23 protein-coding genes are annotated in these 25,005 nt (G+C 57.5%); 18 read left to right on the top strand and 5 right to left on the bottom strand.

The genetic code is table 11. The annotated features are described in order from the left end of the window. Nucleotides 1-16 precede the first annotated feature (16 nt). A complete protein-coding gene (gene yigL, locus ACLH1I_RS23745; protein ID WP_017899394.1) occupies nt 17-817 on the top strand; it encodes a sugar/pyridoxal phosphate phosphatase YigL in 801 nt (266 codons plus the stop codon). A gap of 88 nt (nt 818-905) precedes the next feature. Beyond that, nucleotides 906-1,805, top strand: coding sequence for a carboxylate/amino acid/amine transporter (locus ACLH1I_RS23740; protein WP_012969187.1), 900 nt, complete (start codon nt 906-908; stop codon nt 1,803-1,805). Here ACLH1I_RS23740 and metR read toward each other — a convergent pair. After that, nucleotides 1,693-2,646, bottom strand: a complete 954-nt coding sequence (gene metR / locus ACLH1I_RS23735; RefSeq protein WP_017899391.1) for an HTH-type transcriptional regulator MetR — start codon at nt 2,644-2,646, stop codon at nt 1,693-1,695. The two genes, ACLH1I_RS23740 and metR, sit on opposite strands and share 113 nt — an antisense overlap. 230 nt (nt 2,647-2,876) lie before the next feature. Here metR and metE point away from each other — a divergent pair, with 230 nt between their 5' ends. Next, the gene (gene metE, locus ACLH1I_RS23730) at nt 2,877-5,141 is read left to right on the top strand and encodes a 5-methyltetrahydropteroyltriglutamate--homocysteine S-methyltransferase (protein ID WP_151629380.1); all 2,265 of its coding nucleotides are present in this window, start codon (nt 2,877-2,879) and stop codon (nt 5,139-5,141) included. Nucleotides 5,142-5,199: 58 nt separating this feature from the next. On the opposite strand, the gene ACLH1I_RS23725 is transcribed toward metE, so the two are convergent. Next, nucleotides 5,200-6,012: a dienelactone hydrolase family protein gene (locus tag ACLH1I_RS23725; protein WP_004886756.1), complete on the bottom strand. Its 813-nt coding sequence runs from the start codon at nt 6,010-6,012 to the stop codon at nt 5,200-5,202. A gap of 272 nt (nt 6,013-6,284) precedes the next feature. On the opposite strand from ACLH1I_RS23725, the gene udp reads away from it, so the two are divergent. The 9 genes from udp to tatD all read left to right on the top strand — a co-directional run bounded on the left by udp (nt 6,285) and on the right by tatD (nt 14,237). Further along, complete coding sequence (gene udp / locus ACLH1I_RS23720) at nt 6,285-7,046, top strand: uridine phosphorylase (RefSeq protein WP_198080087.1); 762 nt, start codon at nt 6,285-6,287, stop codon at nt 7,044-7,046. A 134-nt stretch (nt 7,047-7,180) separates the two neighbouring features. Continuing rightward, the gene (gene rmuC, locus ACLH1I_RS23715) at nt 7,181-8,629 is read left to right on the top strand and encodes a DNA recombination protein RmuC (RefSeq protein ID WP_004886754.1); all 1,449 of its coding nucleotides are present in this window, start codon (nt 7,181-7,183) and stop codon (nt 8,627-8,629) included. 70 nt (nt 8,630-8,699) lie between these two features. Continuing rightward, on the top strand, nt 8,700-9,455 hold the full coding sequence (gene ubiE / locus ACLH1I_RS23710) for a bifunctional demethylmenaquinone methyltransferase/2-methoxy-6-polyprenyl-1,4-benzoquinol methylase UbiE (protein ID WP_004886751.1): 756 nt from the start codon (nt 8,700-8,702) through the stop codon (nt 9,453-9,455). A 13-nt stretch (nt 9,456-9,468) separates the two neighbouring features. Further along, a complete protein-coding gene (locus tag ACLH1I_RS23705) occupies nt 9,469-10,074 on the top strand; it encodes a ubiquinone biosynthesis protein UbiJ (RefSeq protein WP_004886750.1) in 606 nt (201 codons plus the stop codon). After that, nucleotides 10,071-11,711 carry a ubiquinone biosynthesis regulatory protein kinase UbiB gene (gene ubiB / locus ACLH1I_RS23700; RefSeq protein ID WP_004886748.1) on the top strand — a complete coding sequence of 547 codons (1,641 nt, stop codon included), beginning with the start codon at nt 10,071-10,073 and terminating at the stop codon, nt 11,709-11,711. Before ACLH1I_RS23705 ends, ubiB begins: the two co-directional genes overlap by 4 nt. A 129-nt stretch (nt 11,712-11,840) precedes the next feature. After that, a complete protein-coding gene (gene tatA / locus ACLH1I_RS23695; RefSeq protein ID WP_002883425.1) occupies nt 11,841-12,092 on the top strand; it encodes a Sec-independent protein translocase subunit TatA in 252 nt (83 codons plus the stop codon). A 3-nt stretch (nt 12,093-12,095) separates the two neighbouring features. Continuing rightward, nucleotides 12,096-12,620 (top strand): Sec-independent protein translocase protein TatB, encoded by a 525-nt coding sequence (gene tatB / locus ACLH1I_RS23690; protein ID WP_048293980.1) that lies wholly within the window; start codon nt 12,096-12,098, stop codon nt 12,618-12,620. Between the two features lie 2 nt (nt 12,621-12,622). Beyond that, nucleotides 12,623-13,402 carry a Sec-independent protein translocase subunit TatC gene (gene tatC / locus ACLH1I_RS23685; protein WP_004886745.1) on the top strand — a complete coding sequence of 260 codons (780 nt, stop codon included), beginning with the start codon at nt 12,623-12,625 and terminating at the stop codon, nt 13,400-13,402. 43 nt (nt 13,403-13,445) lie between these two features. Further along, a complete protein-coding gene (tatD, locus tag ACLH1I_RS23680) occupies nt 13,446-14,237 on the top strand; it encodes a 3'-5' ssDNA/RNA exonuclease TatD (RefSeq protein ID WP_017899385.1) in 792 nt (263 codons plus the stop codon). Here the strand turns inward: tatD and rfaH are convergent. Further along, the gene (rfaH, locus tag ACLH1I_RS23675; RefSeq protein ID WP_004886742.1) at nt 14,234-14,722 is read right to left on the bottom strand and encodes a transcription/translation regulatory transformer protein RfaH; all 489 of its coding nucleotides are present in this window, start codon (nt 14,720-14,722) and stop codon (nt 14,234-14,236) included. The two genes, tatD and rfaH, sit on opposite strands and share 4 nt — an antisense overlap. 178 nt (nt 14,723-14,900) lie before the next feature. On the opposite strand from rfaH, the gene ubiD reads away from it, so the two are divergent. Next, nucleotides 14,901-16,376: a 4-hydroxy-3-polyprenylbenzoate decarboxylase gene (gene ubiD, locus ACLH1I_RS23670; protein ID WP_004886738.1), complete on the top strand. Its 1,476-nt coding sequence runs from the start codon at nt 14,901-14,903 to the stop codon at nt 16,374-16,376. A gap of 49 nt (nt 16,377-16,425) precedes the next feature. Then, nucleotides 16,426-17,127 carry an NAD(P)H-flavin reductase gene (gene fre, locus ACLH1I_RS23665; RefSeq protein ID WP_004886735.1) on the top strand — a complete coding sequence of 234 codons (702 nt, stop codon included), beginning with the start codon at nt 16,426-16,428 and terminating at the stop codon, nt 17,125-17,127. Between the two features lie 193 nt (nt 17,128-17,320). On the opposite strand, the gene fadA is transcribed toward fre, so the two are convergent. Beyond that, nucleotides 17,321-18,484, bottom strand: a complete 1,164-nt coding sequence (fadA, locus tag ACLH1I_RS23660; RefSeq protein WP_004886733.1) for an acetyl-CoA C-acyltransferase FadA — start codon at nt 18,482-18,484, stop codon at nt 17,321-17,323. A gap of 9 nt (nt 18,485-18,493) precedes the next feature. After that, complete coding sequence (fadB, locus tag ACLH1I_RS23655; RefSeq protein WP_198080086.1) at nt 18,494-20,683, bottom strand: fatty acid oxidation complex subunit alpha FadB; 2,190 nt, start codon at nt 20,681-20,683, stop codon at nt 18,494-18,496. Nucleotides 20,684-20,874: 191 nt separating this feature from the next. Between fadB and pepQ the strand changes: the two genes are divergently transcribed. Genes pepQ through hemG form a run of 4 tightly spaced genes read left to right on the top strand, consistent with a single transcriptional unit; the run spans nt 20,875 to nt 24,865 of the window. After that, on the top strand, nt 20,875-22,206 hold the full coding sequence (gene pepQ, locus ACLH1I_RS23650) for a Xaa-Pro dipeptidase (protein WP_004886728.1): 1,332 nt from the start codon (nt 20,875-20,877) through the stop codon (nt 22,204-22,206). Then, on the top strand, nt 22,206-22,820 hold the full coding sequence (locus ACLH1I_RS23645; protein ID WP_151629371.1) for an IMPACT family protein: 615 nt from the start codon (nt 22,206-22,208) through the stop codon (nt 22,818-22,820). The genes pepQ and ACLH1I_RS23645 overlap by 1 nt, the downstream gene beginning before the upstream one ends. A gap of 39 nt (nt 22,821-22,859) precedes the next feature. Continuing rightward, nucleotides 22,860-24,311: a Trk system potassium transporter TrkH gene (gene trkH / locus ACLH1I_RS23640; RefSeq protein ID WP_004886724.1), complete on the top strand. Its 1,452-nt coding sequence runs from the start codon at nt 22,860-22,862 to the stop codon at nt 24,309-24,311. Between the two features lie 11 nt (nt 24,312-24,322). Continuing rightward, a complete protein-coding gene (gene hemG, locus ACLH1I_RS23635; protein ID WP_151629369.1) occupies nt 24,323-24,865 on the top strand; it encodes a menaquinone-dependent protoporphyrinogen IX dehydrogenase in 543 nt (180 codons plus the stop codon). The last annotated feature ends 140 nt before the right edge of the window (nt 24,866-25,005 follow it).

Genomic DNA, 25,005 nt, shown 5'->3' with positions numbered 1-25,005 from the left:
AGAGGTTAACTTTTTTATGTACCAGGTTGTTGCGTCTGATTTAGACGGCACGCTGCTTTCCCCCGATCATTTCCTGACCCCCTATGCCAAAGAGACGCTGAAGCTGCTTACCGCCCGTGGGATCAATTTCGTCTTCGCCACCGGCCGACACTACATCGACGTCGGGCAGATCCGCGATAACCTCGGCATCCGGTCGTACATGATCACCTCTAACGGCGCCCGCGTTCACGATAGCGATGGTCAGCAAATCTTCGCCCATAACCTCGACCGTGATATTGCCGCCGACCTGTTTGAGATCGTGCGTAACGACCCGAAAATCGTCACTAACGTCTATCGGGAAGATGAGTGGTATATGAACCGCCATCGCCCGGAAGAGATGCGCTTTTTCAAAGAGGCGGTGTTTAACTACAAGCTGTATGAGCCGGGCGAACTGGATCCGCAGGGGATCAGCAAGGTGTTCTTTACCTGTGAGGATCACGAACATTTGCTGCCGCTTGAGCAGGCGATGAACGCCCGCTGGGGCGATCGCGTGAACGTCAGCTTCTCCACCTTAACCTGCCTGGAGGTGATGGCGGGCGGGGTATCGAAGGGGCATGCGCTGGAGGCAGTGGCGAAAATGCTCGGCTACAGTCTGTCAGATTGCATCGCTTTCGGCGACGGCATGAACGACGCCGAGATGCTGTCGATGGCCGGCAAAGGCTGCATTATGGCCAACGCCCACCAGCGGCTGAAGGATCTGCATCCGGAACTGGAAGTGATCGGTAGCAACGCCGACGATGCGGTCCCGCACTACCTGCGTAAGCTGTACCTCGACTGACAAAGATTGACGACTGGCGAATAATCACCCAGTCGTCAACCTGACTCTTCGCTACAATGCCTGTTCTTTACCCAACGAGACGACCATTGTGGCGCTGTTAATTATCACCACTATCCTGTGGGCCTTTTCTTTTAGCCTGATTGGCGAGTACCTGGCCGGTAGCGTCGACAGCTATTTTTCGGTACTGATGCGCGTGGGCCTGGCGGCGCTGGTGTTCCTGCCTTTCCTGCGCACGCGAGGCCAGTCTCCGCGCACGATCGTGCTCTATATGCTGGTGGGCGCGATGCAGCTTGGCATCATGTACCTGCTGGCCTTCCGCGCCTATCTCTATCTGACGGTCTCGGAATTCCTGCTGTTTACCGTGTTTACCCCGTTGTATATCACGCTGATCTACGATCTGCTCAGCGGACGGAAACTGCGCTGGGGCTATCTGCTGAGCGCCGCGCTGGCGGTGCTGGGGGCGGCGATTATCCGTTACGACAAAGTCAGCGATCATTTCTGGACCGGGCTGTTACTGGTGCAGTTGTCAAACCTCTGCTTCGCCATCGGTATGGTGGGGTATAAGCGCCTGATGGAGGTGCGACCGATGCCGCAGCACAATGCCTTTGCCTGGTTCTATGTCGGGGCCTTTATCGTGGCGGTGGCGGCATGGTTTATGCTGGGCAACCCACAGAAGCTGCCGACCACCACGCTGCAGTGGAGCGTGCTGGTGTGGCTGGGCGTGGTGGCTTCCGGGCTGGGCTACTTTATGTGGAACTATGGCGCCACTCAGGTGGATGCCGGCACGCTGGGGATCATGAATAATGTCCATGTCCCCGCCGGGCTGCTGGTTAACCTTGCCATCTGGCAGGAGCAGCCGCACTGGCCGAGCTTTATTAGCGGAGCGTTGGTGATCCTGGCCTCGCTGTGGGTCCATCGACGCTGGGTCGCTCCGCACTCCGGACAAACGGCAGATGATCGCAGGCGTGGTTCCGCGCAGAGCGAATAAACGCTTCGGTGACCGGTTGACGCTGCTCGCCATCGCGAACGGCCGCGTACAGCCGGCTCCATAATCCCTCTCCCAGGGTTTTGGTCACCACCAGACCCTGGCGTTCAAAACTTTCCACCACCCAGTGCGGCAGCGCGGCGATGCCCATCCGGGCTGCCACCATCTGGATCAGCAACAGCGTGTTATCGACGCTTTTTAGCTGGGGGCTGATACCGGCCGGCTGCAGGAAATGGCGCCAGATGTCGAGGCGTCCGCGCTGTACGGGATAAATCAGCAGCGTTTCCGCGGCCAGATCCTCCGGCGTAATCAGCGTCTTCATGGCTAACGGGTGCTCAGGCGCCAGCACCAGGCGCACCTCATAATCAAACATTGGCGAGTAATGCAGACCGCTGCGCGGCAGGATATCGGAGGTCATCACCAGATCCAGTTCGCCCTGCTGCAGCGCAGGCTGCGGGTCGAAGGTGACGCCGGAATGGAAGTCGACTTCCACGTGTGGCCAGCGGGCGCGGAAATTCTCCAGCGCCGGCGTCAGCCACTGAATACAGCTGTGGCATTCGATAGCCAGCCGCAGCCGGGTCTGCTGCGGTTCGTTACAGTCCTGCAGGGCGCGGGCGATCTGCGGCAGCACCTGGTTGGCCAGCTGTAAGAGGATCTCCCCCTGAGGGGTAAAACGCAGCGGCTGGCTCTTACGCACAAAGAGACGAAAGCCAAGACGCTGTTCCAGATCGCTGAACTGGTGAGACAAGGCGGACTGGGTCTGGTGCAGGGCAGCCGCTGCGCCCGCCAGTGAACCGCTATTCCGCAACGCTTGCAGCGTTTTCAGATGTTTAATTTCGATCATGAAAGTCCTTCACTTCGCCATGAGCAATTTGCGCTTGAGGAATATACAGTAACTGCCAATTATGGATGTGTAAACATCTGGACGGCTAAATCCTTTATCTTTCGAATTTATGGTGCGTTGGCTGCACTTCCTCACCCCAGTCACTTACTTCAGTAAGCTCCTGGGATGAGCAAGTTTGCCGCCTTCCCTAAATCCGAAATCTTTCGGATTGCAATTATGAGGCTCAAAAAATGACAATTATTAACCACACCCTCGGTTTTCCTCGCGTTGGCCTGCGTCGCGAGCTGAAAAAAGCGCAAGAGAGCTACTGGGCGGGCAATGTCACTCGCGAGGAGCTGCTGGCGGTAGGCCGGGAACTGCGCGCCCGTCACTGGGAGCAGCAGAAGCAGGCCGGTATTGACCTGCTGCCGGTGGGCGATTTCGCCTGGTACGACCATGTTCTGACCACCAGCCTGCTGCTTGGCAACGTGCCGGCTCGTCATCAGAACAAAGACGGCTCTGTCGATATCGATACCCTGTTCCGCATTGGCCGCGGCCGCGCGCCCACCGGCGAGCCAGCGGCCGCCGCGGAAATGACCAAGTGGTTCAACACCAACTATCACTACATGGTGCCGGAGTTCGTGCAGGGCCAGCAGTTCAAACTGACCTGGACCCAACTGCTGGATGAAGTGGACGAAGCGCTGGCGCTAGGCCACAAGATCAAGCCCGTGCTGCTGGGGCCGGTGACTTATCTGTGGCTGGGCAAAGTGAAAGGCGAACCGTTTGACCGTCTGAGCCTGCTGAATGCCATCCTGCCGGTTTATCAGCAGGTGCTGGCCGAACTGGCGAAGCGCGGCATTGAGTGGGTGCAGATTGATGAACCGGCGCTGGTGCTGGAGCTGCCGCCAGCGTGGCTGGAGGCCTTTAAACCGGCTTATGACGCCCTGCAGGGCCACGTCAAACTGCTGCTGACCACCTATTTTGAAGGCGTTAGCGACAATCTCGAGACCATTGCTGCGCTACCGGTCCAGGGGCTGCACGTCGATCTGGTCCACGGTAAAGATGATGTCGCCGAACTGCATAAACGTCTGCCGGCCGACTGGCTGCTGTCCGCCGGCCTGATCAACGGGCGTAACGTCTGGCGCGCCGATCTCGCCGAAAAGTATGCGCAAATTAAAGACCTCGTCGGTAAGCGCGAGCTGTGGGTCGCTTCATCCTGCTCTCTGCTGCACAGCCCGATCGACCTGAGCGTGGAGACGCGCCTTGATGCGGAAGTGAAGAGCTGGTTTGCCTTCGCTCTGCAAAAATGCGGTGAGCTGGCGCTGTTGCGCGATGCGCTGAACAGCGGCGATACGGCGGCGATTACCGAGTGGAGCGCGCCAGTCCATGCTCGTCGCCATTCGTCTCGCGTACACAACCCGGCGGTGGAAAAACGGCTGGCGGCGATCACTCCTCAGGACAGCCAGCGCGCCAGCCCCTATGAGGTTCGCGCTCAGGCACAGCGTCAACGCTTTAACCTGCCGGCCTGGCCGACCACCACCATCGGGTCATTCCCGCAGACGACCGAGATCCGCGGCCTGCGCCTGGACTTCAAAAAGGGAAATCTTGACGCCAGTCATTATCGTACCGGCATTGCGGAACATATTAAGCAGGCGATCGTCGAGCAGGAGCGGTTAGGATTAGACATACTGGTGCACGGGGAAGCCGAGCGGAACGATATGGTGGAATACTTCGGTGAACATCTGGACGGTTTCATCTTCACGCAAAACGGCTGGGTGCAGAGCTATGGCTCCCGCTGCGTGAAGCCGCCGGTGGTGATCGGCGACGTCAGCCGTCCGCAGGCGATCACCGTCGAATGGGCGAAGTACGCGCAGTCGCTGACCGACAAGCCGGTGAAAGGAATGCTCACTGGACCGGTGACGATTCTGTGCTGGTCCTTCCCGCGGGAAGACGTCAGCCGTGAAACCATCGCGAAACAGATTGCGCTGGCCCTGCGTGATGAAGTGGCGGATCTGGAGGCGGCCGGTATCGGCATCATCCAGATTGATGAGCCAGCCTTGCGCGAAGGTTTACCGCTGAAGCGCAGCGACTGGGATGCCTATCTGCAGTGGGGTGTGGAAGCCTTCCGTCTTAACGCTGCGGTGGCCAAAGACGATACTCAGATCCATACCCACATGTGCTATTGCGAGTTCAACGACATCATGGACTCCATCGCCGCGCTGGATGCTGACGTGATCACCATTGAAACCTCGCGTTCCGACATGGAACTGCTGGAGTCGTTCGAAGTGTTCGAGTATCCCAATGAGATCGGGCCGGGAGTATATGATATTCACTCGCCAAACGTACCGAGCGTGGAGTGGATCGAAGCGCTGCTGGAAAAAGCCGCGCAGCGTATCCCGGCGGAGCGGCTGTGGGTCAACCCGGACTGCGGCCTGAAAACCCGCGGCTGGCCGGAGACGCGCGCCGCGCTGGCGAATATGGTGCAAGCGGCGCGGAATCTGCGCCAGTCCGCTTGATCGTCACCGGAAAAATCAAAAAGGAGGCATTTGCCTCCTTTTTTCATGCTTTGGGCGATTACCCTTTTTTTCCGCCATACTGCGCAAACCAGGCCAGCATTCGCTGCCAGCCGTCTTTGGCTGACTCTTCGTGATAGCTGGCGCGATAGTCGGCGTTAAAGGCGTGATCGGCTTCGGGATAGACCACGATTTCCGCTGTGGCGTTAGCCGCCCGCAGCGCCTGACGCATCGTCTCGACGGTGTCCTGCGGAATGCTGGCGTCTTTCGCACCGTACAGGCCGAGCACCGGGGCGTTGAGATCGACGGCGATATCCACCGGATGTTTTGGCGAATTCAGCGATTTTTCTCCCACCAGCTTGCCGTACCAGGCCACTGCCGCTTTAAGCTGCGGGTTATGTGCGGCATACAGCCAGGTGATGCGTCCGCCCCAGCAGAAGCCGGTGATCAGCAGACGATGGGCATCGCCGCCATGACGCGCCGCCCAGCTGGCGACGTGGTCGAGATCCGCCAACACCTGCGCGTCCGGCACCTTGGTAACCAGCTCTTTAAACAGGGTTGGGATATCGTGATACTCATTCGGATCGCCCTGACGGAAGTACAACTCAGGCGCGATAGCCAGATAGCCCTCCTGCGCCAGGCGGCGACAAAGATCGCGAATATGCTCATGCACGCCGAAAATTTCCTGTACCACGATGACGATCGGCAATGGGCCATCGACGTTTTTCGGACGGGCATGGTAAGCCGGCATGTTTTCACCCTGAGAGGGAATAGAGGTCTCTCCGGCGACAATATGCTCTTCCGGCGTATGAACGGCGGTTGCGGCGTGCGGCGAGGCTGCAGGTGCGAATCCAGGTTGCTTGGTGGTGGTCATGGTATTCTCCGTACCCTTATTTATTAGCGCATCAGTAACTATAGACCCTTTACCTTTAGTTCGGGCGGTAATAAAGCACAGTGCCTGAAAGCGGCTATCTTTTGTTCTGTGACGATGAATATAACTTGTTAATGTGATGTGTATCACTATTTACTGAAAAACAACTGCAATCATTATTGTTCTTGGTGACTATCATCACAAAATGTTGCCTGGGGCTTCTGTACAGTACCGTTTTGCTTCTGCTGATAATTCGACCCACAGAGGAGTTTTTTATGTCCAAGTCTGATGTTTTTCATCTCGGCCTCACCAAGAACGATTTACAAGGGGCTACGCTGGCTATCGTCCCTGGCGATCCGGAGCGTGTGGAAAAGATCGCCGCGCTGATGGATAAGCCGGTTAAGCTGGCATCCCACCGCGAATTTACCTCCTGGCGCGCGGAGCTGGACGGCAAACCGGTGATCGTCTGCTCCACCGGCATCGGCGGCCCGTCTACGTCTATCGCTGTGGAAGAGCTGGCGCAGCTTGGCGTACGTACCTTCCTGCGCATTGGCACCACCGGCGCCATTCAGCCGCACATCAACGTTGGCGATGTGCTGGTGACTACCGCTTCCGTTCGCCTGGACGGCGCCAGCCTGCACTTCGCGCCGATGGAATTCCCGGCCGTCGCAGATTTCGCCTGCACCACCGCGCTGGTGGAAGCGGCGAAATCCATTGGCGCCACCACCCATATCGGCGTGACCGCCTCTTCGGATACCTTCTACCCGGGCCAGGAGCGTTACGACACCTTCTCCGGTCGCGTGGTGAGCCGCTTCAAAGGCTCTATGGAAGAGTGGCAGGCGATGGGCGTGATGAACTATGAAATGGAATCCGCTACGCTGCTGACCATGTGCGCCAGCCAGGGCCTGCGCGCCGGGATGGTGGCTGGGGTTATCGTTAACCGTACCCAGCAAGAGATCCCTAACACCGAAACCATGAAGCAAACCGAAAGCCACGCGGTGAAAATCGTCGTCGAAGCGGCGCGCCGTCTGCTGTAATTAAACCGCTTTCCCTTCAGGCCGGATCCTCCGGCCTTTTTTTTTGCGTCGCCTCTCGCAGGAAATTCCTTTTAAACTGGACGTTTGTACAGCACAATTCTATTTTGTGTCATCAGGTTATCGCAGGGGGCGTCGTGGATCTCTCCATTATTATCAGCGCGGTTATCGCACTGGCTGCCGGGTTAATCGTCGGCTGGCTGGCGACCAAAGCGCGCGCCGATCAAATTCGGGCCGATCTTATCGAGGAGCGGCGGGAGCTGGATATTGAGCTGAGCGCTGCCCGTCAGCAACTGGTACAGGAAGCCCACTGGCGTGAAGAGTGCGAGCTGCTGAACAACGAGCTGCGCAGCCTGCGGGATATCAATACCTCGCTGGAGGCCGATCTGCGTGAGGTTACCACCCGGCTCGAATCCACCCAGCTGCATGCGGAAGATAAGATCCGCCAGATGGTGAACAGCGAGCAGCGCCTGAGCGAGCAGTTTGAAAACCTCGCCAACCGCATTTTCGAACACAGCAACCGACGCGTCGATGAGCAAAATCGCCAGAGCCTGCATGGCCTGCTGACACCGCTGCGCGAACAGCTGGACGGGTTCCGCCGGCAGGTGCAGGAGAGCTTCGGTCAGGAGGCGCGAGAAAGACACACCCTGGCGCATGAGATCCGCAACCTGCAGCAGCTGAACGCGCAGATGGCGCAGGAGGCGCTGAACCTGACCAAAGCGCTGAAGGGCGATAACAAAACCCAGGGCAATTGGGGGGAAGTGGTTCTCACCCGCGTGCTGGAGGCCTCCGGCCTGCGGGAAGGCTATGAGTACCAAACCCAGGTCAGCATCGAGACCGACAACCGCTCGCGGATGCAGCCGGACGTCATCGTGCGCCTGCCGCAGGGTAAAGACGTGGTTATCGACGCCAAAATGACCCTTGTCGCCTATGAGCGTTATTTCAACGCCGAGGACGACTACACCCGCGAAGTCGCGCTGCAGGAACACCTTGCTTCGGTGCGAAATCATATTCGCCTGCTGGGGCGCAAGGATTATCAGCAACTGCCAGGCCTGCGCTCCCTCGACTATGTGCTGATGTTTATTCCCGTCGAGCCGGCATTCCTGCTGGCCATCGACCGTCAGCCCGAGCTTATCAGCGAGGCGCTGCAAAATAATATTATGCTGGTTAGCCCGACGACGCTGCTGGTGGCCCTGCGCACCATCGCCAATCTGTGGCGTTATGAGCACCAAAGCCGCAACGCGCAGAAGATCGCCGAGCGGGCGGGGCGCCTTTACGACAAAATGCGCCTGTTTGTGGACGATATGTCCGCTATCGGCCAGAGTCTGGATAAAGCGCAAGAGAACTATCGCCAGGCGATGAAAAAGCTCGCTTCCGGGCGCGGTAATCTTCTGGCCCAGGCGGAGGCTTTTCGCGGGTTGGGCGTGGAGGTCAAGCGCGGGATTAATCCTGATTTAGTTGAACAAGCCATTGCTCAGGACGATCAATATCGTCTCGAAGAGGAGGATAACCTGCCGGAAAATGAGGCATTTTCACCCGACTCTGCCGAGCCGGTGCGTAGCCGGGAGGCGGCTCCGCCACGCTGAAACGTATGGGAAATGCGCTGAGTCTGATACACTCAGTGAACATTTTCTTGAAAAGCAAGCAGGCATAAAGATGGTTGAGGATTCACAAGAAACGACGCACTTTGGCTTTCAGACGGTCGCTAAAGAGCAGAAAGCAGACATGGTGGCGCATGTATTCCATTCTGTCGCCGCAAAGTATGATGTGATGAATGACTTGATGTCGTTTGGTATCCATCGTTTGTGGAAGCGTTTCACCATCGACTGCAGCGGCGTACGTCGCGGGCAGACCGTGCTGGATCTGGCGGGGGGGACCGGTGATTTGACGGCTAAGTTTTCCCGTCTGGTAGGGGAAACCGGCCGCGTTATGCTTGCTGATATCAATGATTCAATGCTCAAAATGGGCCGCGAAAAGCTGCGCAATATCGGCATCGTGGGTAACGTTGAGTATGTTCAGGCCAACGCGGAAGCCCTACCGTTTGCTGATAATACCTTTGACTGCATCACCATCTCTTTCGGTCTGCGTAACGTGACCGACAAAGAGAAAGCGCTGCGCTCGATGTACCGCGTGCTGAAGCCGGGTGGACGTCTGCTGGTGCTGGAGTTTTCTAAACCCATTATCGAACCGCTGAGCAAAGCCTACGACGCTTACTCCTTCCATATCCTGCCGAAAGTGGGCGAGCTGGTGGCAAAAGATGGCGACAGCTATCGCTACCTGGCGGAATCTATTCGTATGCATCCGGACCAGGAAACCCTGAAAGGGATGATGCAGGATGCAGGCTTCGAAAGCGTGGACTACTACAACCTGACGGCGGGTATCGTTGCTTTGCATCGCGGTTACAAGTTCTGACAGGAGGGACGCTATGCCTTTCACACCCCTGGTGACCGCTGGCATTGAAACGGCGCTAAATACTTTCCTCTGGCGCGACAAAGCGCTAAAACCCGCCCGCCAGCGCCTGCTGGGCAAGGTATTGCGGGTACAGCTGCAGGATTTCGCTACGCCCGTGGTGCTGGTGTTCAGTGAACGCCAGGTTGATGTTCTGAGCGCCTGGGACGGAGAGGCTGACTGCACTGTGATTACCCGGCTCAGCGTGCTGCCAAAACTACGCAACCGTCAACAACTGACGGCGCTTATCCGTAGCGGCGAGCTGGAAGTGCAGGGCGATCTGCAGGTGGTGCAGAACATGGTCACCCTGTGCGATCTGGCAGAGTTCGATCCCGCTGAGCTGCTGGCGCCTTATACCGGTGACATCGTGGCCGAAGGCGTCGGTAAAGTCCTCCGCGGCGGCGCTCAGTTTTTACTGAAGGGCGCGCAGCGCCAGCAGCGTTATGTCGCTGAAGCGATCACTGAAGAGTGGCGCCTGGCACCGGGGCCGCTGGAGCTGGCCTGGTTTGCTGAAGAGACGACGGCTATTGAACGCGCGCTGGCCGCACTGGAAAAACGGCTGGAAACGCTGGAGGGCAAATGACGCCAGGAGAATTACGGCGCCTGTATTTCATCATCCACACCTTTTTGAGCTACGGGCTCGATGAGCTTATCCCCAAAATGCGGATCACGCTGCCGCTGCGTATCTGGCGGCGGATGCTCTTCTGGATGCCAAACCGCCATCAGGATCAACCTCTTGGCGCCCGTCTGCGGCTGGCGCTCCAGGAGCTGGGGCCGGTGTGGATTAAATTCGGCCAGATGCTTTCCACGCGGCGGGATCTCTTTCCTCCGCATATTGCCGATCAACTGGCGCTGTTGCAGGACCGCGTGGCGCCCTTTGAAGGGAAGCTTGCGCAGCAGCAGATAGAAAAAGCGATGGGTGGCCTGCCGGTGGAGGCCTGGTTTGATGATTTCTCCGTTGAGCCGTTAGCCTCGGCGTCTATCGCCCAGGTGCATACCGCGCGTCTGAAAGAGAACGGCAAAGAGGTGGTGATCAAGGTTATCCGCCCGGATATCTTGCCGATCATTAAAGCGGACATGAAGCTCATCTACCGCCTGGCGCGCTGGGTGCCGCGACTGCTGCCTGACGGCCGACGTCTGCGCCCGCAGGAGGTGGTTCGTGAGTATGAAAAAACGCTGCTGGACGAGCTGAACCTGCTGCGGGAATCCGCCAACGCCATTCAGTTGCGGCGTAATTTCGAAGACAGCCCGATGCTGTATGTGCCGGAAGTGTACCCCGATTACTGCAGCGAAAGCATGATGGTGATGGAGCGCATCTACGGCATTCCGGTTTCCGACGTGGAGGCGCTCGAGGCTCAGGGAACCAATATGCAACTGCTGGCGGAGCGGGGTGTGCAGGTCTTCTTCACCCAGGTGTTCCGCGACAGCTTTTTCCATGCCGATATGCACCCTGGCAACATCTTCGTCAGCTACGAGCACCCGGAAGATCCGCAGTATATTGGCATCGACTGCGGCATTGTCGGCTCGCTGAACAAAGAAGATAAGCGCTATCTGGCGGAAAACTTTATCGCCTTTTTCAACCGCGATTATCGTAAGGTTGCCGAGCTGCACGTCGACTCCGGTTGGGTTCCGCCGGACACCAATGTTGAAGAGTTTGAGTTCGCGATCCGCACGGTCTGCGAGCCCATCTTTGAGAAGCCGCTGGCGGAGATCTCCTTCGGCCACGTGCTGCTAAATCTGTTCAACACCGCGCGGCGCTTCAATATGGAAGTCCAGCCGCAGCTTGTTTTGCTACAGAAGACATTACTTTACGTAGAAGGGGTAGGCCGGCAGCTCTATCCTCAGTTAGACTTGTGGAAAACGGCGAAGCCTTTCCTTGAGTCGTGGATCAAAGATCAGGTCGGTATTCCGGCGCTGGTGCGCGCGTTTAAAGACAAAGCGCCGTTCTGGATCGAAAGAATGCCTGAAATACCTGAGCTGGTGTATCAGAGCCTGCAGCAGAGCAAACAGCTGCAGACCAGCGTCGATACTATCGTGCGGGATATGCATGTGCGTCATGTGCGCCAGGGCCAATCCCGTTATCTGTTTGGTATAGGCGCGGTTTTATTGCTCAGTGGTACGCTGCTTTTTATCCATCGCCCTGAGTGGGGAATGATGCCCGGCTGGCTGATGGCCGGCGGTATCGTGACCTGGCTGATTGGCTGGCGAAAAACCCGCTGATCGGTTCGCCTCTTCATGACGCAGGCTTATTTGCGCAAAATCATGCCGGTGGCCTGACGGCGAGGCGGCTGGCAGGATGGCGTGTATAATGCGTCCACATAATTCATCATCTGTCATAGGGGAACGTGTATGGGTGGTATCAGTATTTGGCAGTTATTAATTGTTGTCGTCATCGTAGTTCTGCTTTTCGGGACGAAGAAGCTGAGCTCACTGGGGTCAGACTTAGGGGCATCCATCAAAGGCTTTAAAAAAGCCATGAGTGATGATGATAAACCTGAAAAGTCGGCGCCAGACGCAGATTTCACGGCGAAAACTATCGCCGATAAACAGGATGATGCAAAAAAAGACGAGACAAAACGCCACGACAAAGAGCAGGTGTAACTCGTGTTCGATATTGGTTTTAGTGAACTACTGCTGGTGTTTGTGATTGGCCTCATCGTTCTGGGGCCACAGCGGCTTCCCGTCGCGGTTAAAACGGTGGTTGGCTGGATCCGTACGCTACGGTCGCTGGCGACCACGGTACAGAATGAGCTGGCTCAGGAGCTAAAACTGCAGGAGTTCCAGGAGAGCCTCAAGAAGGTGGAAAAGGCCAGCCTGAATAACCTGACGCCGGAGCTGAAAGCCTCCATGGATGAGCTGCGCGAGGCCGCGGAGTCGATGAAGCGCTCCTATAGCGCCCACGACCCGGAAAAGGCCAGTGACGAAGCGAATACCATCCATAATCCGGTGGTGAAAGGCAGCGAAGCGCAGCGGCAGGACGTCACGCCGGCGACGGCAGAACATCACGCCAGCGCTCCGGTTCATGCGCCGGATCCCGTGGCCGACGAGCAACCCGCTTCACCGGCAGAGAAAACAACCGCTACGGCGGCTGCCCCCCATTCTTCCCCCGCATCGAGTGATAAACCGTAAACATGGGCGTAGACGATACACAACCGCTAATTTCGCATCTGATTGAGCTGCGCAAGCGTCTGCTCAACAGCATCATTGCTATCCTGGTGATCTTCCTGGCGCTGGTCTATTTCGCCAATGATATCTATCAGCTGGTCTCGGCCCCGCTTATCAGCAAGATGCCGGTAGGCGCGACGATGATCGCCACCGATGTCGCTTCACCTTTCTTTACGCCGATAAAGCTGACCTTCATGGTGTCGGTGATCCTGTCGGTGCCGATTATTCTGTATCAGGTATGGGCCTTCGTCGCGCCGGCGCTGTATAAGCATGAGCGCCGGCTGGTGGTGCCCTTACTGGTCTCCAGCACGCTGCTGTTCTATATCGGCATGGCTTTCGCGTATTTTGTCGTGTTTCCGCTGGCGTTCGGCTTCCTGACCCATGCTGCCCCGGAGGGGGTGCTGGTCTCGACCGATATCCGCAGTTATCTCGACTTCGTGATGGCGCTGTTTATGGCGTTCGGGGTCTCTTTTGAGGTGCCGGTCGCTATTGTGCTGCTCTGCTGGATGGGCGTCACCACGCCGGAAGAGCTGCGCAAAAAACGGCCGTATGTGCTGGTGGGCGCCTTCGTGGTGGGGATGCTGCTGACGCCGCCGGACGTGTTCTCGCAGACGCTGCTGGCTATTCCGATGTACTGCCTGTTTGAAGTCGGGGTGTTCTTCGCCCGCTTCTACACCGGGAAGCGCCTGACGCGTGATGACGATGCCGCGGCCGAAGCTGAAGCCGCTGAGCACAGAGAAGAGTAATACCGCCAACCGCCCGTCAGGGCGGTTGTCATATGGAGCGATCATGTTTGATATCGGCGTTAATCTGACCAGTTCGCAGTTTGCCCGCGACCATGATGAGGTGGTGGCGCGCGCCCGGGCGGCGGGGGTTCACGGCATGCTGCTGACCGGCACAAATTTACCGGAGAGCCAGCAGGCGCAGAGAATGGCGAGTCATTACGCCGGCTGCTGGTCCACGGCGGGGGTTCATCCCCATGACGGCAGCAGCTGGACGCCAGCGGTCGCCGAGGCGATTTATGCCCTCGCCCGCGAGCCGCAGGTGGTGGCGATAGGGGAGTGCGGTCTGGATTTTAATCGTAATTTTTCCACGCCCCAGGAGCAGGAGGAGGCGTTTAGTGCCCAGCTGGCGCTGGCCGCCGAGCTGTCGATGCCGGTGTTTTTACACTGCCGCGACGCCCACGACCGGTTTCTGGCGCTGCTTAAACCCTGGCTCGGGAAGATCCCGGGCGCGGTGCTGCACTGCTTTACCGGCAGCCGCAGCGAGGTGCAGGAATGTCTGGATCTGGGGCTGTTTATCGGTATTACCGGTTGGGTATGCGATGAGCGGCGAGGGCTCGAGCTGCGAGCGCTATTGCCGGCGATCCCGGCGGAACGTCTGCTGCTGGAAACTGACGCGCCCTATCTGCTGCCGCGCGACCTCAAGCCGAAACCCGCCTCGCGTCGTAACGAGCCCGCGTATTTGCCGCATATCCTGGCCAGCGTCGCGGCCTGGCGCGGCGAGGAAGCGCAGTGGCTGGAGGCGCAAACGGACGCCAACGTCAGGGCGCTGTTTGGCGTCGACGTTAACGGCGCTTAGATTTTCTGGAAATCGGTGTTTTTAACGCTCTGCAGGACTTGCTTATTCAGCAGGTTTAACAGCAACATAGAGCGTGCTTCACCGTCCGGCTCGGTAAAGATAGCCTGTAAGCCTTCGAACGCGCCGTCGGTGATCAGTACGCTATCGCCCTCATGCGGCGTTTCCGGGTCGGTAATGCCTTCCGGTTTGTAGATAGAGAGCTGGTGGATGACCGCCGAGGGGACGATAGCGGGTAGGGCGCCAAAGCGCACGAAGTTGTTAACCCCGCGGGTGGCGCTGATGGTGGTGGTATGAATCACCTCTGGATCGAACTCAATAAACAGGTAGTTCGGGAACAGCGGTTCGCTGACCATGGTGCGTTTACCGCGAATGATTTTTTCCAGCGCAATCGTCGGCATCAGGCAGTTAACTGACTGACGTTCCAGATGTTCCTGGGCTCGTTGTAGCTGCCCACGTTTGCAATACAGTAAGTACCAGGCTTGCATAATGACTCATTCCACTTCTAATAACGGCAAGCATAACAAATGGCTGGTGTAATCGCGAAAGCCATTATAATTGAAATCCAAATTTCAGCGTTCTTTCACGCTAATTTAACAAAATTACAGCATCTCGCCGTTGAACACCGTATAATTAGCCGCCTGTAGAGAGGTCAATAACACTTTCATGAAATATCACGATCTTCGCGACTTTCTGACACTCCTGGAACAACAGGGCGAACTAAAACGTATCACTCTGCCGGTCGATCCTCACCTGGAAATCACCGAAATTGCCGACCGCACCCTGCGCGCTGGCGGTCCTGCGCTGCTGTTTGAGAATCCGAAAGGCTATACCATGCCGGTGCTGTGCAACCTGTTCGGCACGCCGCGGCGCGTGGCGCTGGGGATGGGTCAGGAGGACGTCAGTTCGCTGCGCGAGGTGGGTAAGCTGTTAGCCTTTCTGAAAGAGCCTGAGCCGCCCAAAGGTTTCCGCGATCTGTTTGATAAGCTGCCGCAGTTTAAGCAAGTGCTGAATATGCCCACCAAACGTCTGCGCGGCGCCCCCTGTCAGCAAAAAATCATCCAGGGCGATGACGTCGACCTGAGGAAAATCCCGATTATGACCTGCTGGCCGGAAGATGCCGCGCCGCTGATCACCTGGGGGCTGACGGTGACCCGTGGGCCGCACAAAGAGCGGCAAAACCTGGGGATTTATCGCCAGCAGCTGATTGGCAAAAACAAACTGATTATGCGCTGGCTGTCTCATCGCGGCGGCGCGCTGGATTTCCAGGAGTGGTGCGCGGCGCGTCCGGGGGAACGCTTCCCGGTTTCTGTGGCGCTCGGCGCCGACCCGGCGACCATTCTTGGTGCAGTGACCCCGGTGCCGGATACGCTGTCGGAATATGCCTTTGCCGGGCTGCTGCGCGGCACCAAAACCGAAGTGGTGAAATGCGTCTCGAACGATCTTGAAGTGCCTGCCAGCGCAGAGATTGTGCTGGAAGGTTATATCGAGGCCGGGGAGATGGCGCCGGAAGGTCCGTATGGCGACCATACCGGCTACTACAATGAAGTAGACCAGTTCCCGGTGTTTACGGTCACCCATATTACCCAGCGTGAAGACGCGATTTATCATTCGACCTATACCGGCCGTCCGCCGGATGAGCCTGCGGTGCTGGGCGTGGCGCTGAATGAAGTCTTCGTCCCGATCCTGCAGAAACAGTTTCCGGAAATTGTCGATTTCTATCTGCCGCCGGAAGGGTGCTCCTACCGCCTGGCGGTGGTGACGATGAAAAAACAGTACGCAGGCCATGCCAAGCGCGTGATGATGGGCGTCTGGTCGTTCCTGCGCCAGTTTATGTACACCAAATTCGTGATTGTCTGCGATGACGATGTTAACGCCCGCGACTGGAACGATGTGATTTGGGCGATCACTACCCGTATGGACCCGGCTCGTGATACGGTACTGGTAGAGAATACGCCAATTGATTATCTGGATTTTGCCTCGCCGGTTTCCGGCCTGGGTTCAAAAATGGGGCTGGATGCCACCAATAAATGGCCTGGCGAAACCCAGCGTGAATGGGGTCGCCCAATCAAAAAAGATCCTGCCGTCACGGCGCGCATTGACGCCATCTGGGATGATCTGGCCATCTTTAAACAACAGTAAGCGGGGCTAACGCCGCTGTTTTGCTCTTTAGACCCGACAGAGGGGACGCATGACAACCTTAAGCTGTAAAGTGACCTCGGTGGAGGCGATTACCGATACCGTGTATCGTGTTCGATTAGTACCGGAAGCGGCATTCTCTTTCCGCGCTGGCCAGTATCTGATGGTGGTAATGGATGAGCGCGACAAACGCCCATTCTCCATGGCCTCCACGCCGGCGGAACAGGAGTTTATCGAACTGCATATCGGCGCCTCGGAGCTCAATCTGTACGCGATGGCGGTCATGGATCGCATCCTGAAAGAGCGTGAAATTGAGGTTGATATTCCGCATGGCGAAGCCTGGCTGCGTGAAGATGAAGACCGCCCGCTGATTTTGATTGCCGGCGGTACCGGCTTCTCTTATGTGCGTTCTATTCTGCTCACCGCGCTGTCACGCAATCCTCAGCGCGATATCGCGATTTACTGGGGCGGTCGCGAGACCAAACATCTGTACGATCTGGCCGAGCTGGAAGCCTTGAGCGTCAAGCATCCAAATCTGCGCATCGAGCCGGTGGTTGAGCAGCCGGAAGAGGGCTGGCGTGGGCGTTCCGGCACCGTGCTGACCGCGGTGCTGCAGGATTACGGTACCCTGGCCGATCACGATATCTATATTGCCGGGCGTTTCGAGATGGCTAAGATTGCTCGCGACCTGTTCTGCAACGAACGCGGCGCGCGCGAAGATCGCCTGTTTGGCGACGCGTTTGCCTTTATCTGATATCTGCAAATAAAAAACCCGCCCCTGACAGGCGGGAAGAACGGCAACTAAACTGTCTCTCTTCGCCAATGACGTCATCACTGCGTTGGCTGCGCTTGCTCACCCGAATCACTTACTTCAGTAAGCTCATCGGGATTCGCTCGCTTGCTGCCTTGTTCTGACGCCATTGGCTGTGAGATACCCTTTTGTAAATTTACACCCGCTCAAACACGGTGGCGATCCCTTGTCCCAGGCCGATGCACATGGTGGCGAGGCCGAACTGGGCATCTTTACGCTCCATCTGATTGATCAGCGTGGTGCTAATACGCGCCCCGGAACAACCCAGCGGATGACCGAGCGCGATCGCCCCGCCGTTGAGGTTGATCTTTTCATCGATCTGCTCCATCAGGCCCAGATCTTTAATGCACGGCAGGATCTGCGCGGCAAAGGCCTCATTCATTTCAAAGACGTCGATATCGCTGGTGGATAAGCCCGCTTTTTTCAGCGCCAGCTTCGAAGCGGGAACCGGGCCATAGCCCATAATAGACGGGTCGCAGCCGACCACCGCCATCGAACGGACGCGGGCGCGTGGCTTCAGACCCAGTTCGCGGGCGCGGCTTTCGCTCATCAGCAGCATCGCCGCCGCGCCATCGGAAAGGGCGGAAGAGGTGCCCGCCGTTACCGTACCGGTCACCGGGTCAAACGCCGGCCTTAGGGTAGACAGCGTCTCGACGGTGGTTTCCGGGCGGATCACTTCGTCATAGTTAAAGGACTTCAGTACGCCATCGGCATCGTGGCCGCCGGTGGGGATAATCTCGGCTTTGAATGCGCCGGACTGGGTCGCAGCCCAGGCGCGGGCGTGGGAGCGCGCGGCAAACTGATCCTGCATTTCCCGGCTAATGCCGTGCAAACGCGCCAGCATTTCAGCGGTCAGCCCCATCATCCCTGCCGCCTTTGCCACGTTACGGCTCAGGCCCGGGTGGAAATCGACGCCGTGGCTCATCGGCACATGGCCCATGTGCTCCACGCCGCCAATCAGGCAGACGCTGGCATCGCCGGTCATGATCATGCGTGCGGCATCGTGCAGCGCCTGCATGGAAGAACCGCACAGACGGTTAACCGTGTTTGCCGGTACCGAATGCGGGATCTCCGCCAGCAGCGCCGCGTTACGGGCGATGTTAAAACCCTGCTCGAGGGTTTGCTGTACGCAGCCCCAGTAGATATCGTCTATCGCGCTTGCCTCAAGCGACGGGTTGCGTGACAGCAGGCTGCGCATCAGGTGCGCGGAGAGGTCCTCCGCGCGCACGTGGCGAAATGCGCCGCCCTTTGAACGGCCCATCGGGGTGCGAATAGCATCGACAATGACAACCTGTTCCATTGTGACTCCTTAAGCCGTTTTCAGAGCGCCAACCGGACGGGCTGGCTCTACCTGGGGATAATACGCTTCGTTATGGCGCGCTTTGTCTCGCAGACCGGCAGGGACTTCATACAGCGGCCCAAGGTGCTGGTACTGCTGCGCCATATCGAGATACTTCGCGCTGCCGATGGTATCCAGCCAGCGGAAGGCGCCGCCGTGGAACGGAGGGAAGCCGAGGCCGTATACCAGCGCCATATCCGCTTCCGCCGGGCTGGCGATAATGCCTTCTTCCAGGCAGCGGACGACTTCGTTAACCATCGGGATCATCATGCGGGCGATAATCTCTTCATCGCTGAAATCGCGCTTCGGCTGGCTGACGTCGGCCAGCAGGCTGTCGACGGCAGCATCTTCTTCTTTCTTCGGCTTACCTTTGCTGTCTTCTTTATAGCGCCAGAAGCCGAGGCCGTTCTTCTGCCCGAAACGGTTGGAGTCAAACAGGGCGTCGATAGCGTCGCGATAATCTTTCTGCATCCGCTGCGGGAAACCCGCCGCCATGACCGCCTGAGCATGGTGCGCGGTATCGATGCCGACCACGTCCAGCAGATAAGCTGGGCCCATCGGCCAGCCAAACTGTTTCTCCATCACTTTGTCGACTTTGCGGAAATCCGCCCCGTCGCGCAGCAGCTGGCTAAATCCGGCGAAGTAGGGGAACAGCACGCGGTTGACGAAGAAACCGGGACAATCATTGACCACGATTGGCGTCTTGCCCATTTTGCTGGCCCAGGCCACCACTTTGGCAATGGTCTTATCCGAGGTTTTTTCGCCGCGAATCACTTCAACCAGCGGCATGCGATGCACTGGGTTAAAGAAGTGCATGCCGCAGAAGTTCTCCGGGCGCTGCAGAACGCTGGCCAGCTCGCTGATGGGGATCGTTGAGGTGTTGGATGCCAGTACGGTATCCGGGCGCACTTTCTCTTCGGTTTCCGCCAGCACCGCTTTCTTCACTTTCGGGTTTTCCACCACCGCTTCAACGACCACGTCCACGCGATCAAAACCGCTATACTCCAGCGTCGGCTGAATGGTGCTTATGACTCCGGCCAGCTTCAGACCGTCAATTTTGCCGCGTTCCAGCTGTTTATTCAGCAGCTTCGCCGCTTCGGTCATCCCAAGGGTCAGCGATTTGTCGCTAATGTCTTTCATCACCACCGGCACGCCCTTCCAGGCCGACTGGTATGCGATACCGCCGCCCATAATGCCAGCGCCCAGTACGGCAGCATGCTTCGGTGTTTCGACATCTTTGGTCAGTTTTTTCGCTTTCGCTTTGACGTACTGGTCGTTCAGGAAGATACCGACCAGTGCGCGGGCCTCGTTGGTATGAGCCAGCGGGACAAAGCTTTTATTTTCCAGCACCAGAGCTTCTTCACGATCAAGACGCGCAGCGGCTTCGATGGTTTTCACCGCGGTGATCGGCGCCGGATAATGCTTCCCGGCGGTTTGCGCGACCATGCCTTTGGCGATGGTGAAACTCATCGTCGCTTCAATTTTGCTGAGTTTCAGCGGCTCCAGCTTCGGTTGACGTTTCGCTTTCCAGTCCAGGTCGCCCTGAATCGCCTGGCGCAGGATCGCCAGCGCGCCGTCGCGCAGTTTTTCCGCGGCGACCACGCCATCCACCAGGCCGATTTTCAGCGCTTGCTCGGCGCCGACATCTTTCCCGGCAGCAATGATCTCCAGCGCGCTGTCGGCGCCGAGCAGGCGCGGCAAACGGACTGAGCCGCCGAAGCCTGGCATAATGCCGAGTTTGGTTTCCGGCAGACCAATGCGCAGATCCGGCGTCGCCAGGCGGTAATCGGTCGCCAGGACACATTCACAACCGCCGCCCAGCGCGTAACCATTGACGGCAGAGATAGTGGGGACGGGAAGATCTTCCAGACGGTTGAAGACGCTGTTAGCAAAATGCAGCCATTGGCTTAACTGCTCCTCAGGGACCAGGAACAGTGAGAGGAATTCAGTGATATCCGCGCCGACGATAAACGCCGCTTTTTCAGAGCGCAGCAGCAGGCCTTTGAGATCGTTTTGTTTTTCCAGTACATCCAGCGCGTGACCGAGGCTGGCTACGGTTGCGGTATCAAGCTTGTTGACCGAACCTGGGGCATCGAACACCAGTTCGGCGATGCCATCTTCCAGCCAGTCGAGGTACAGGGTGTCGCCTTTGTAGAGCATGTCAGTCTCCTGAATCCAGCAATATGATCTGGTCATACCAGATGAAACGGAGTGTGGAATTTATGTTAAAGAATTGCAAATTACTCTTTAAATAATTGCTGGTCGGATCACATCCGGCGGAAATCACCCGCACGCAGGTCGATGTGCTAAGATGCGGAGTATCACGATCCCATAAAAGCAAAGGACAAAAGATGGAATCCCTGGCCGCGCTCTATAAAAATCATATTGTTACCCTACAAGAACGTACCCGCGACGTCCTGGCCCGTTTTCAGATGGATGCTCTGCTGATTCACTCCGGCGAGCTGGTTAACGTCTTCCTTGATGACCATCCATACCCGTTCAAGGTCAATCCGCAGTTCAAAGCCTGGGTGCCGGTGACTCAGGTGCCTAACTGCTGGTTGCTGGTGGACGGTGTGAATAAACCGAAGCTGTGGTTCTATCTGCCGGTTGATTACTGGCATAACGTTGAGCCGCTGCCGACCTCGTTCTGGACCGAAGAGGTCGATGTGGTCGCGCTGCCGAAGGCCGATGGCATCGGCAGCCAACTGCCTGCCGCTCGCGGTAATATTGGCTATATCGGGCCGGTGCCGGAGCGCGCGCTGGGCCTGGGAATCGCCGCGGATAAGATCAACCCGAAAGGGGTTATCGATTATCTGCATTACTACCGGGCTTACAAAACCGATTACGAGCTGGCCTGTATGCGTGAAGCGCAGAAGTCGGCGGTGAATGGTCATCGTGCGGCCTATGAGGCTTTTCAGTCCGGGATGAGCGAATTCGATATCAACCAGGCCTATCTTACCGCCACCGGTCACCGCGATACCGATGTGCCTTACAGCAACATCGTGGCGCTGAACGAGCATGCTTCCGTCCTGCACTACACCAAACTGGACCATCGCGCTCCGGCGGAGATGCGCAGCTTCCTGCTCGACGCCGGCGCGGAATATAACGGCTATGCCGCGGATCTGACGCGGACCTGGGCGGCACACGGCGATAACGATTTCGCCCATCTGATTAAAGACGTTAACGACGAGCAGCTGGCGCTGATTAGCACCATGAAAGCCGGGACGCGCTACGTTGATTACCATATCCAGTTCCATCAGCGTATTGCGAAGCTGCTGCGTAAACACCAGTTAGTCACTGACATGAGCGAAGAGGCGATGGTGGAGAACGATCTGACCGGGCCATTTATGCCGCACGGGATTGGTCATCCGCTGGGTCTGCAGGTGCATGATGTTGCTGGCTTTATGCAAGACGACTCCGGTACGCATCTGGCGGCGCCAGCGAAATACCCGTATCTGCGCTGCACCCGTATTATCGAGCCGCGGATGGTGTTGACCATTGAACCCGGCATCTACTTTATCGAGTCGTTACTGGCGCCGTGGCGTGAAGGCCCGTTCAGCAAGCACTTCAACTGGCAAAAAATTGACGCCATGAAGCCATTCGGCGGGATCCGTATCGAAGATAACGTGGTGGTTCACGAAAACAGTATCGAAAACATGACGCGCGATCTGAAGCTGGCCTGATGGAGAGCTGGTTAATCCCGGCGGCGCCAGTTTCCGTCGTTGAGGAGATCAAAAAGAGCCGTTTTATCACGCTGTTGGCGCATACCGACGGCGTGGCGGCGGCGAAAGCCTTTGTCGAGTCGGTCAGAGCGGATCACCCCGATGCTCGCCACCACTGCGTGGCGTGGGTCGCCGGACCGCCTGATGATTCGCAACAGCTTGGGTTCTCAGACGATGGCGAACCGGCGGGAACGGCGGGTAAACCGATGCTGGCGCAGTTGATGGGTAGCGGCGTCGGTGAGATAACCGCTGTCGTCGTACGTTATTACGGTGGTGTCCTGCTGGGCACCGGCGGCCTGGTGAAAGCCTATGGCGGCGGTGTCCATCAGGCGCTGGCGCAGTTGACGACGCTGCGCAAGACGCCGTTAACGGCATATACTTTGCAATGTGAATATGGGCAACTGGCCGGCGTTGAAGCGCTGCTCGCCCAATTTTCCGGGAATGTCGTTGAAAGCGAATATCTGGCGTCGGTTCGGCTGCGCGTGGCGCTTCCCCAGGCCGAAGTGGCGGCTTTTTCAGCAAAACTGGCTGATTTTAGTCGCGGTTCATTGCAATTACTGAAGATTAACGAATAATCCCCTCTGTTTTTTTGCCTATCAAAGGAAGCGCCAGAGATGCATTTTCGCGCCATAACCCGAATCGTTGGACTGCTGGTCATCTTATTCTCGGGGACAATGATCGTCCCGGGATTAGTGGCCCTGATATATCGCGATGGCGCGGGACGGGCCTTCACTCAAACTTTTTTTGTCGCTCTGGCGATCGGCTCCATGCTGTGGTGGCCGAACCGTAAGCAAAAGGGCGAACTGAAATCTCGTGAAGGGTTTCTGATCGTGGTGCTGTTCTGGACCGTGCTGGGTAGCGTAGGGGCCTTGCCCTTTATATTCGCCGAACAGCCGAACCTGACGGTGACGGATGCCTTCTTCGAATCATTTTCCGGCCTGACGACGACCGGGGCGACCACCCTGGTGGGGCTGGACTCGCTTCCGCACGCTATCCTTTTTTACCGGCAGATGCTGCAGTGGTTCGGCGGCATGGGGATCATTGTGCTGGCGGTGGCCATTCTGCCTATCCTCGGCGTCGGGGGAATGCAGCTCTACCGCGCGGAAATGCCCGGCCCGCTGAAAGATAACAAGATGCGCCCGCGCATCGCCGAGACGGCAAAGACATTGTGGCTTATCTATGTGTTACTAACGGTCGCCTGCGCATTGGCGCTCTGGTTTGCCGGTATGCCGGCCTTCGATGCGATAGGGCACAGCTTCGCCACCATCGCTATCGGCGGTTTCTCGACTCACGATGCCAGCGTCGGCTATTTCAACAGCCCGATGATCAACTCCATCATTGCCATCTTCCTGCTGATCTCCGGCTGTAACTACGGTCTGCATTTTTCGTTGTTGAGCGGACGCAGCCTGAAGGTGTACTGGCGCGACCCTGAGTTTCGAATGTTCATTGGCGTCCAGTTGACGCTGGTCATCGTCTGTACGCTGGTGCTATGGCTTCATAACGTGTACGGCTCGGTGCTGACGACGCTGAATCAGGCGTTTTTCCAGGTGGTGTCGATGGCGACCACCGCAGGATTCACCACCGATAGCATTGCGCGCTGGCCGCTGTTCCTGCCGGTGCTGCTGCTGTGCTCCGCATTTATCGGCGGCTGCGCTGGCTCCACGGGCGGTGGCTTAAAGGTGATCCGTATCCTGTTGCTGTTCAAGCAGGGCAACCGTGAGCTTAAGCGTCTGGTTCACCCGAATGCGGTGTATAGCATTAAATTAGGTAACCGCGCGCTGCCGGAACGTATTCTGGAAGCGGTGTGGGGATTCTTCTCCGCCTATGCGCTGGTCTTTATCATTAGTATGCTGGCTATTATCGCCACCGGGGTGGATGACTTCTCTGCTTTCGCCTCCGTGGTGGCGACATTGAACAACCTCGGGCCTGGGCTCGGCGTCGTCGCGGACAACTTTGCCACCATGAACCCGGTCGCGAAATGGATCCTGATTGCTAATATGCTGTTTGGTCGTCTGGAAGTGTTCACCTTACTGGTGCTCTTTACTCCCACTTTCTGGCGCGAATAACAGGAGTGCTCGTGAAAACTTTAATTCTCTTTTCCACCCGCGACGGGCAGACCCGTGAAATCGCTTCGTTTCTCGCCTCGGAGCTGAAAGAGCTGGGTATCGATGCGGATACCCTGAATCTGAACCGTACCGATAACGTGGAATGGCATCATTATGATCGCGTGGTGATTGGCGCGTCGATTCGCTACGGACACTTTCATCCGGCGGTGGACCGCTTTGTGAAAAAGCACCTGGCAGTATTGCAGGCGCTGCCGGGGGCATTCTTTTCGGTGAACCTGGTTGCGCGCAAACCCGAAAAGCGCACGCCGCAGACCAATAGCTATACGCGCAAGTTTCTGCTCAACTCGCCTTGGCAGCCGCAGAGCTGCGCGGTGTTTGCCGGGGCGCTACGTTACCCGCGTTACCGCTGGTACGATCGGTTTATGATCCGCCTGATTATGAAAATGACCGGGGGCGAAACGGATACCCGTAAAGAAGTGGTCTATACCGACTGGCAACAGGTCTCCCGATTTGCCCGAGAAATCGCGCAAATGATCAGCAAACAGGGCGTTTAAACAGCGTCTTGATGGAAAAGCGAGCGAACGAAAAGTTTTTTTGCATTTCCCCTTGTCACCTCGGAATTACTCCCTATAATGCGCCTCCACTGACACGGAACAACGGCAAGCAAGCCGCCGGGTCAGCGGGGTTCCGGTGA

Origin of the sequence: Klebsiella sp. 1SOBk10mer, from assembly GCF_046602535.1 — a bacterium.
Taxonomy (GTDB): Bacteria; Pseudomonadota; Gammaproteobacteria; order Enterobacterales; family Enterobacteriaceae; genus Klebsiella; species Klebsiella quasipneumoniae.
This window is presented reverse-complemented; position numbering and strand designations above follow the sequence as displayed.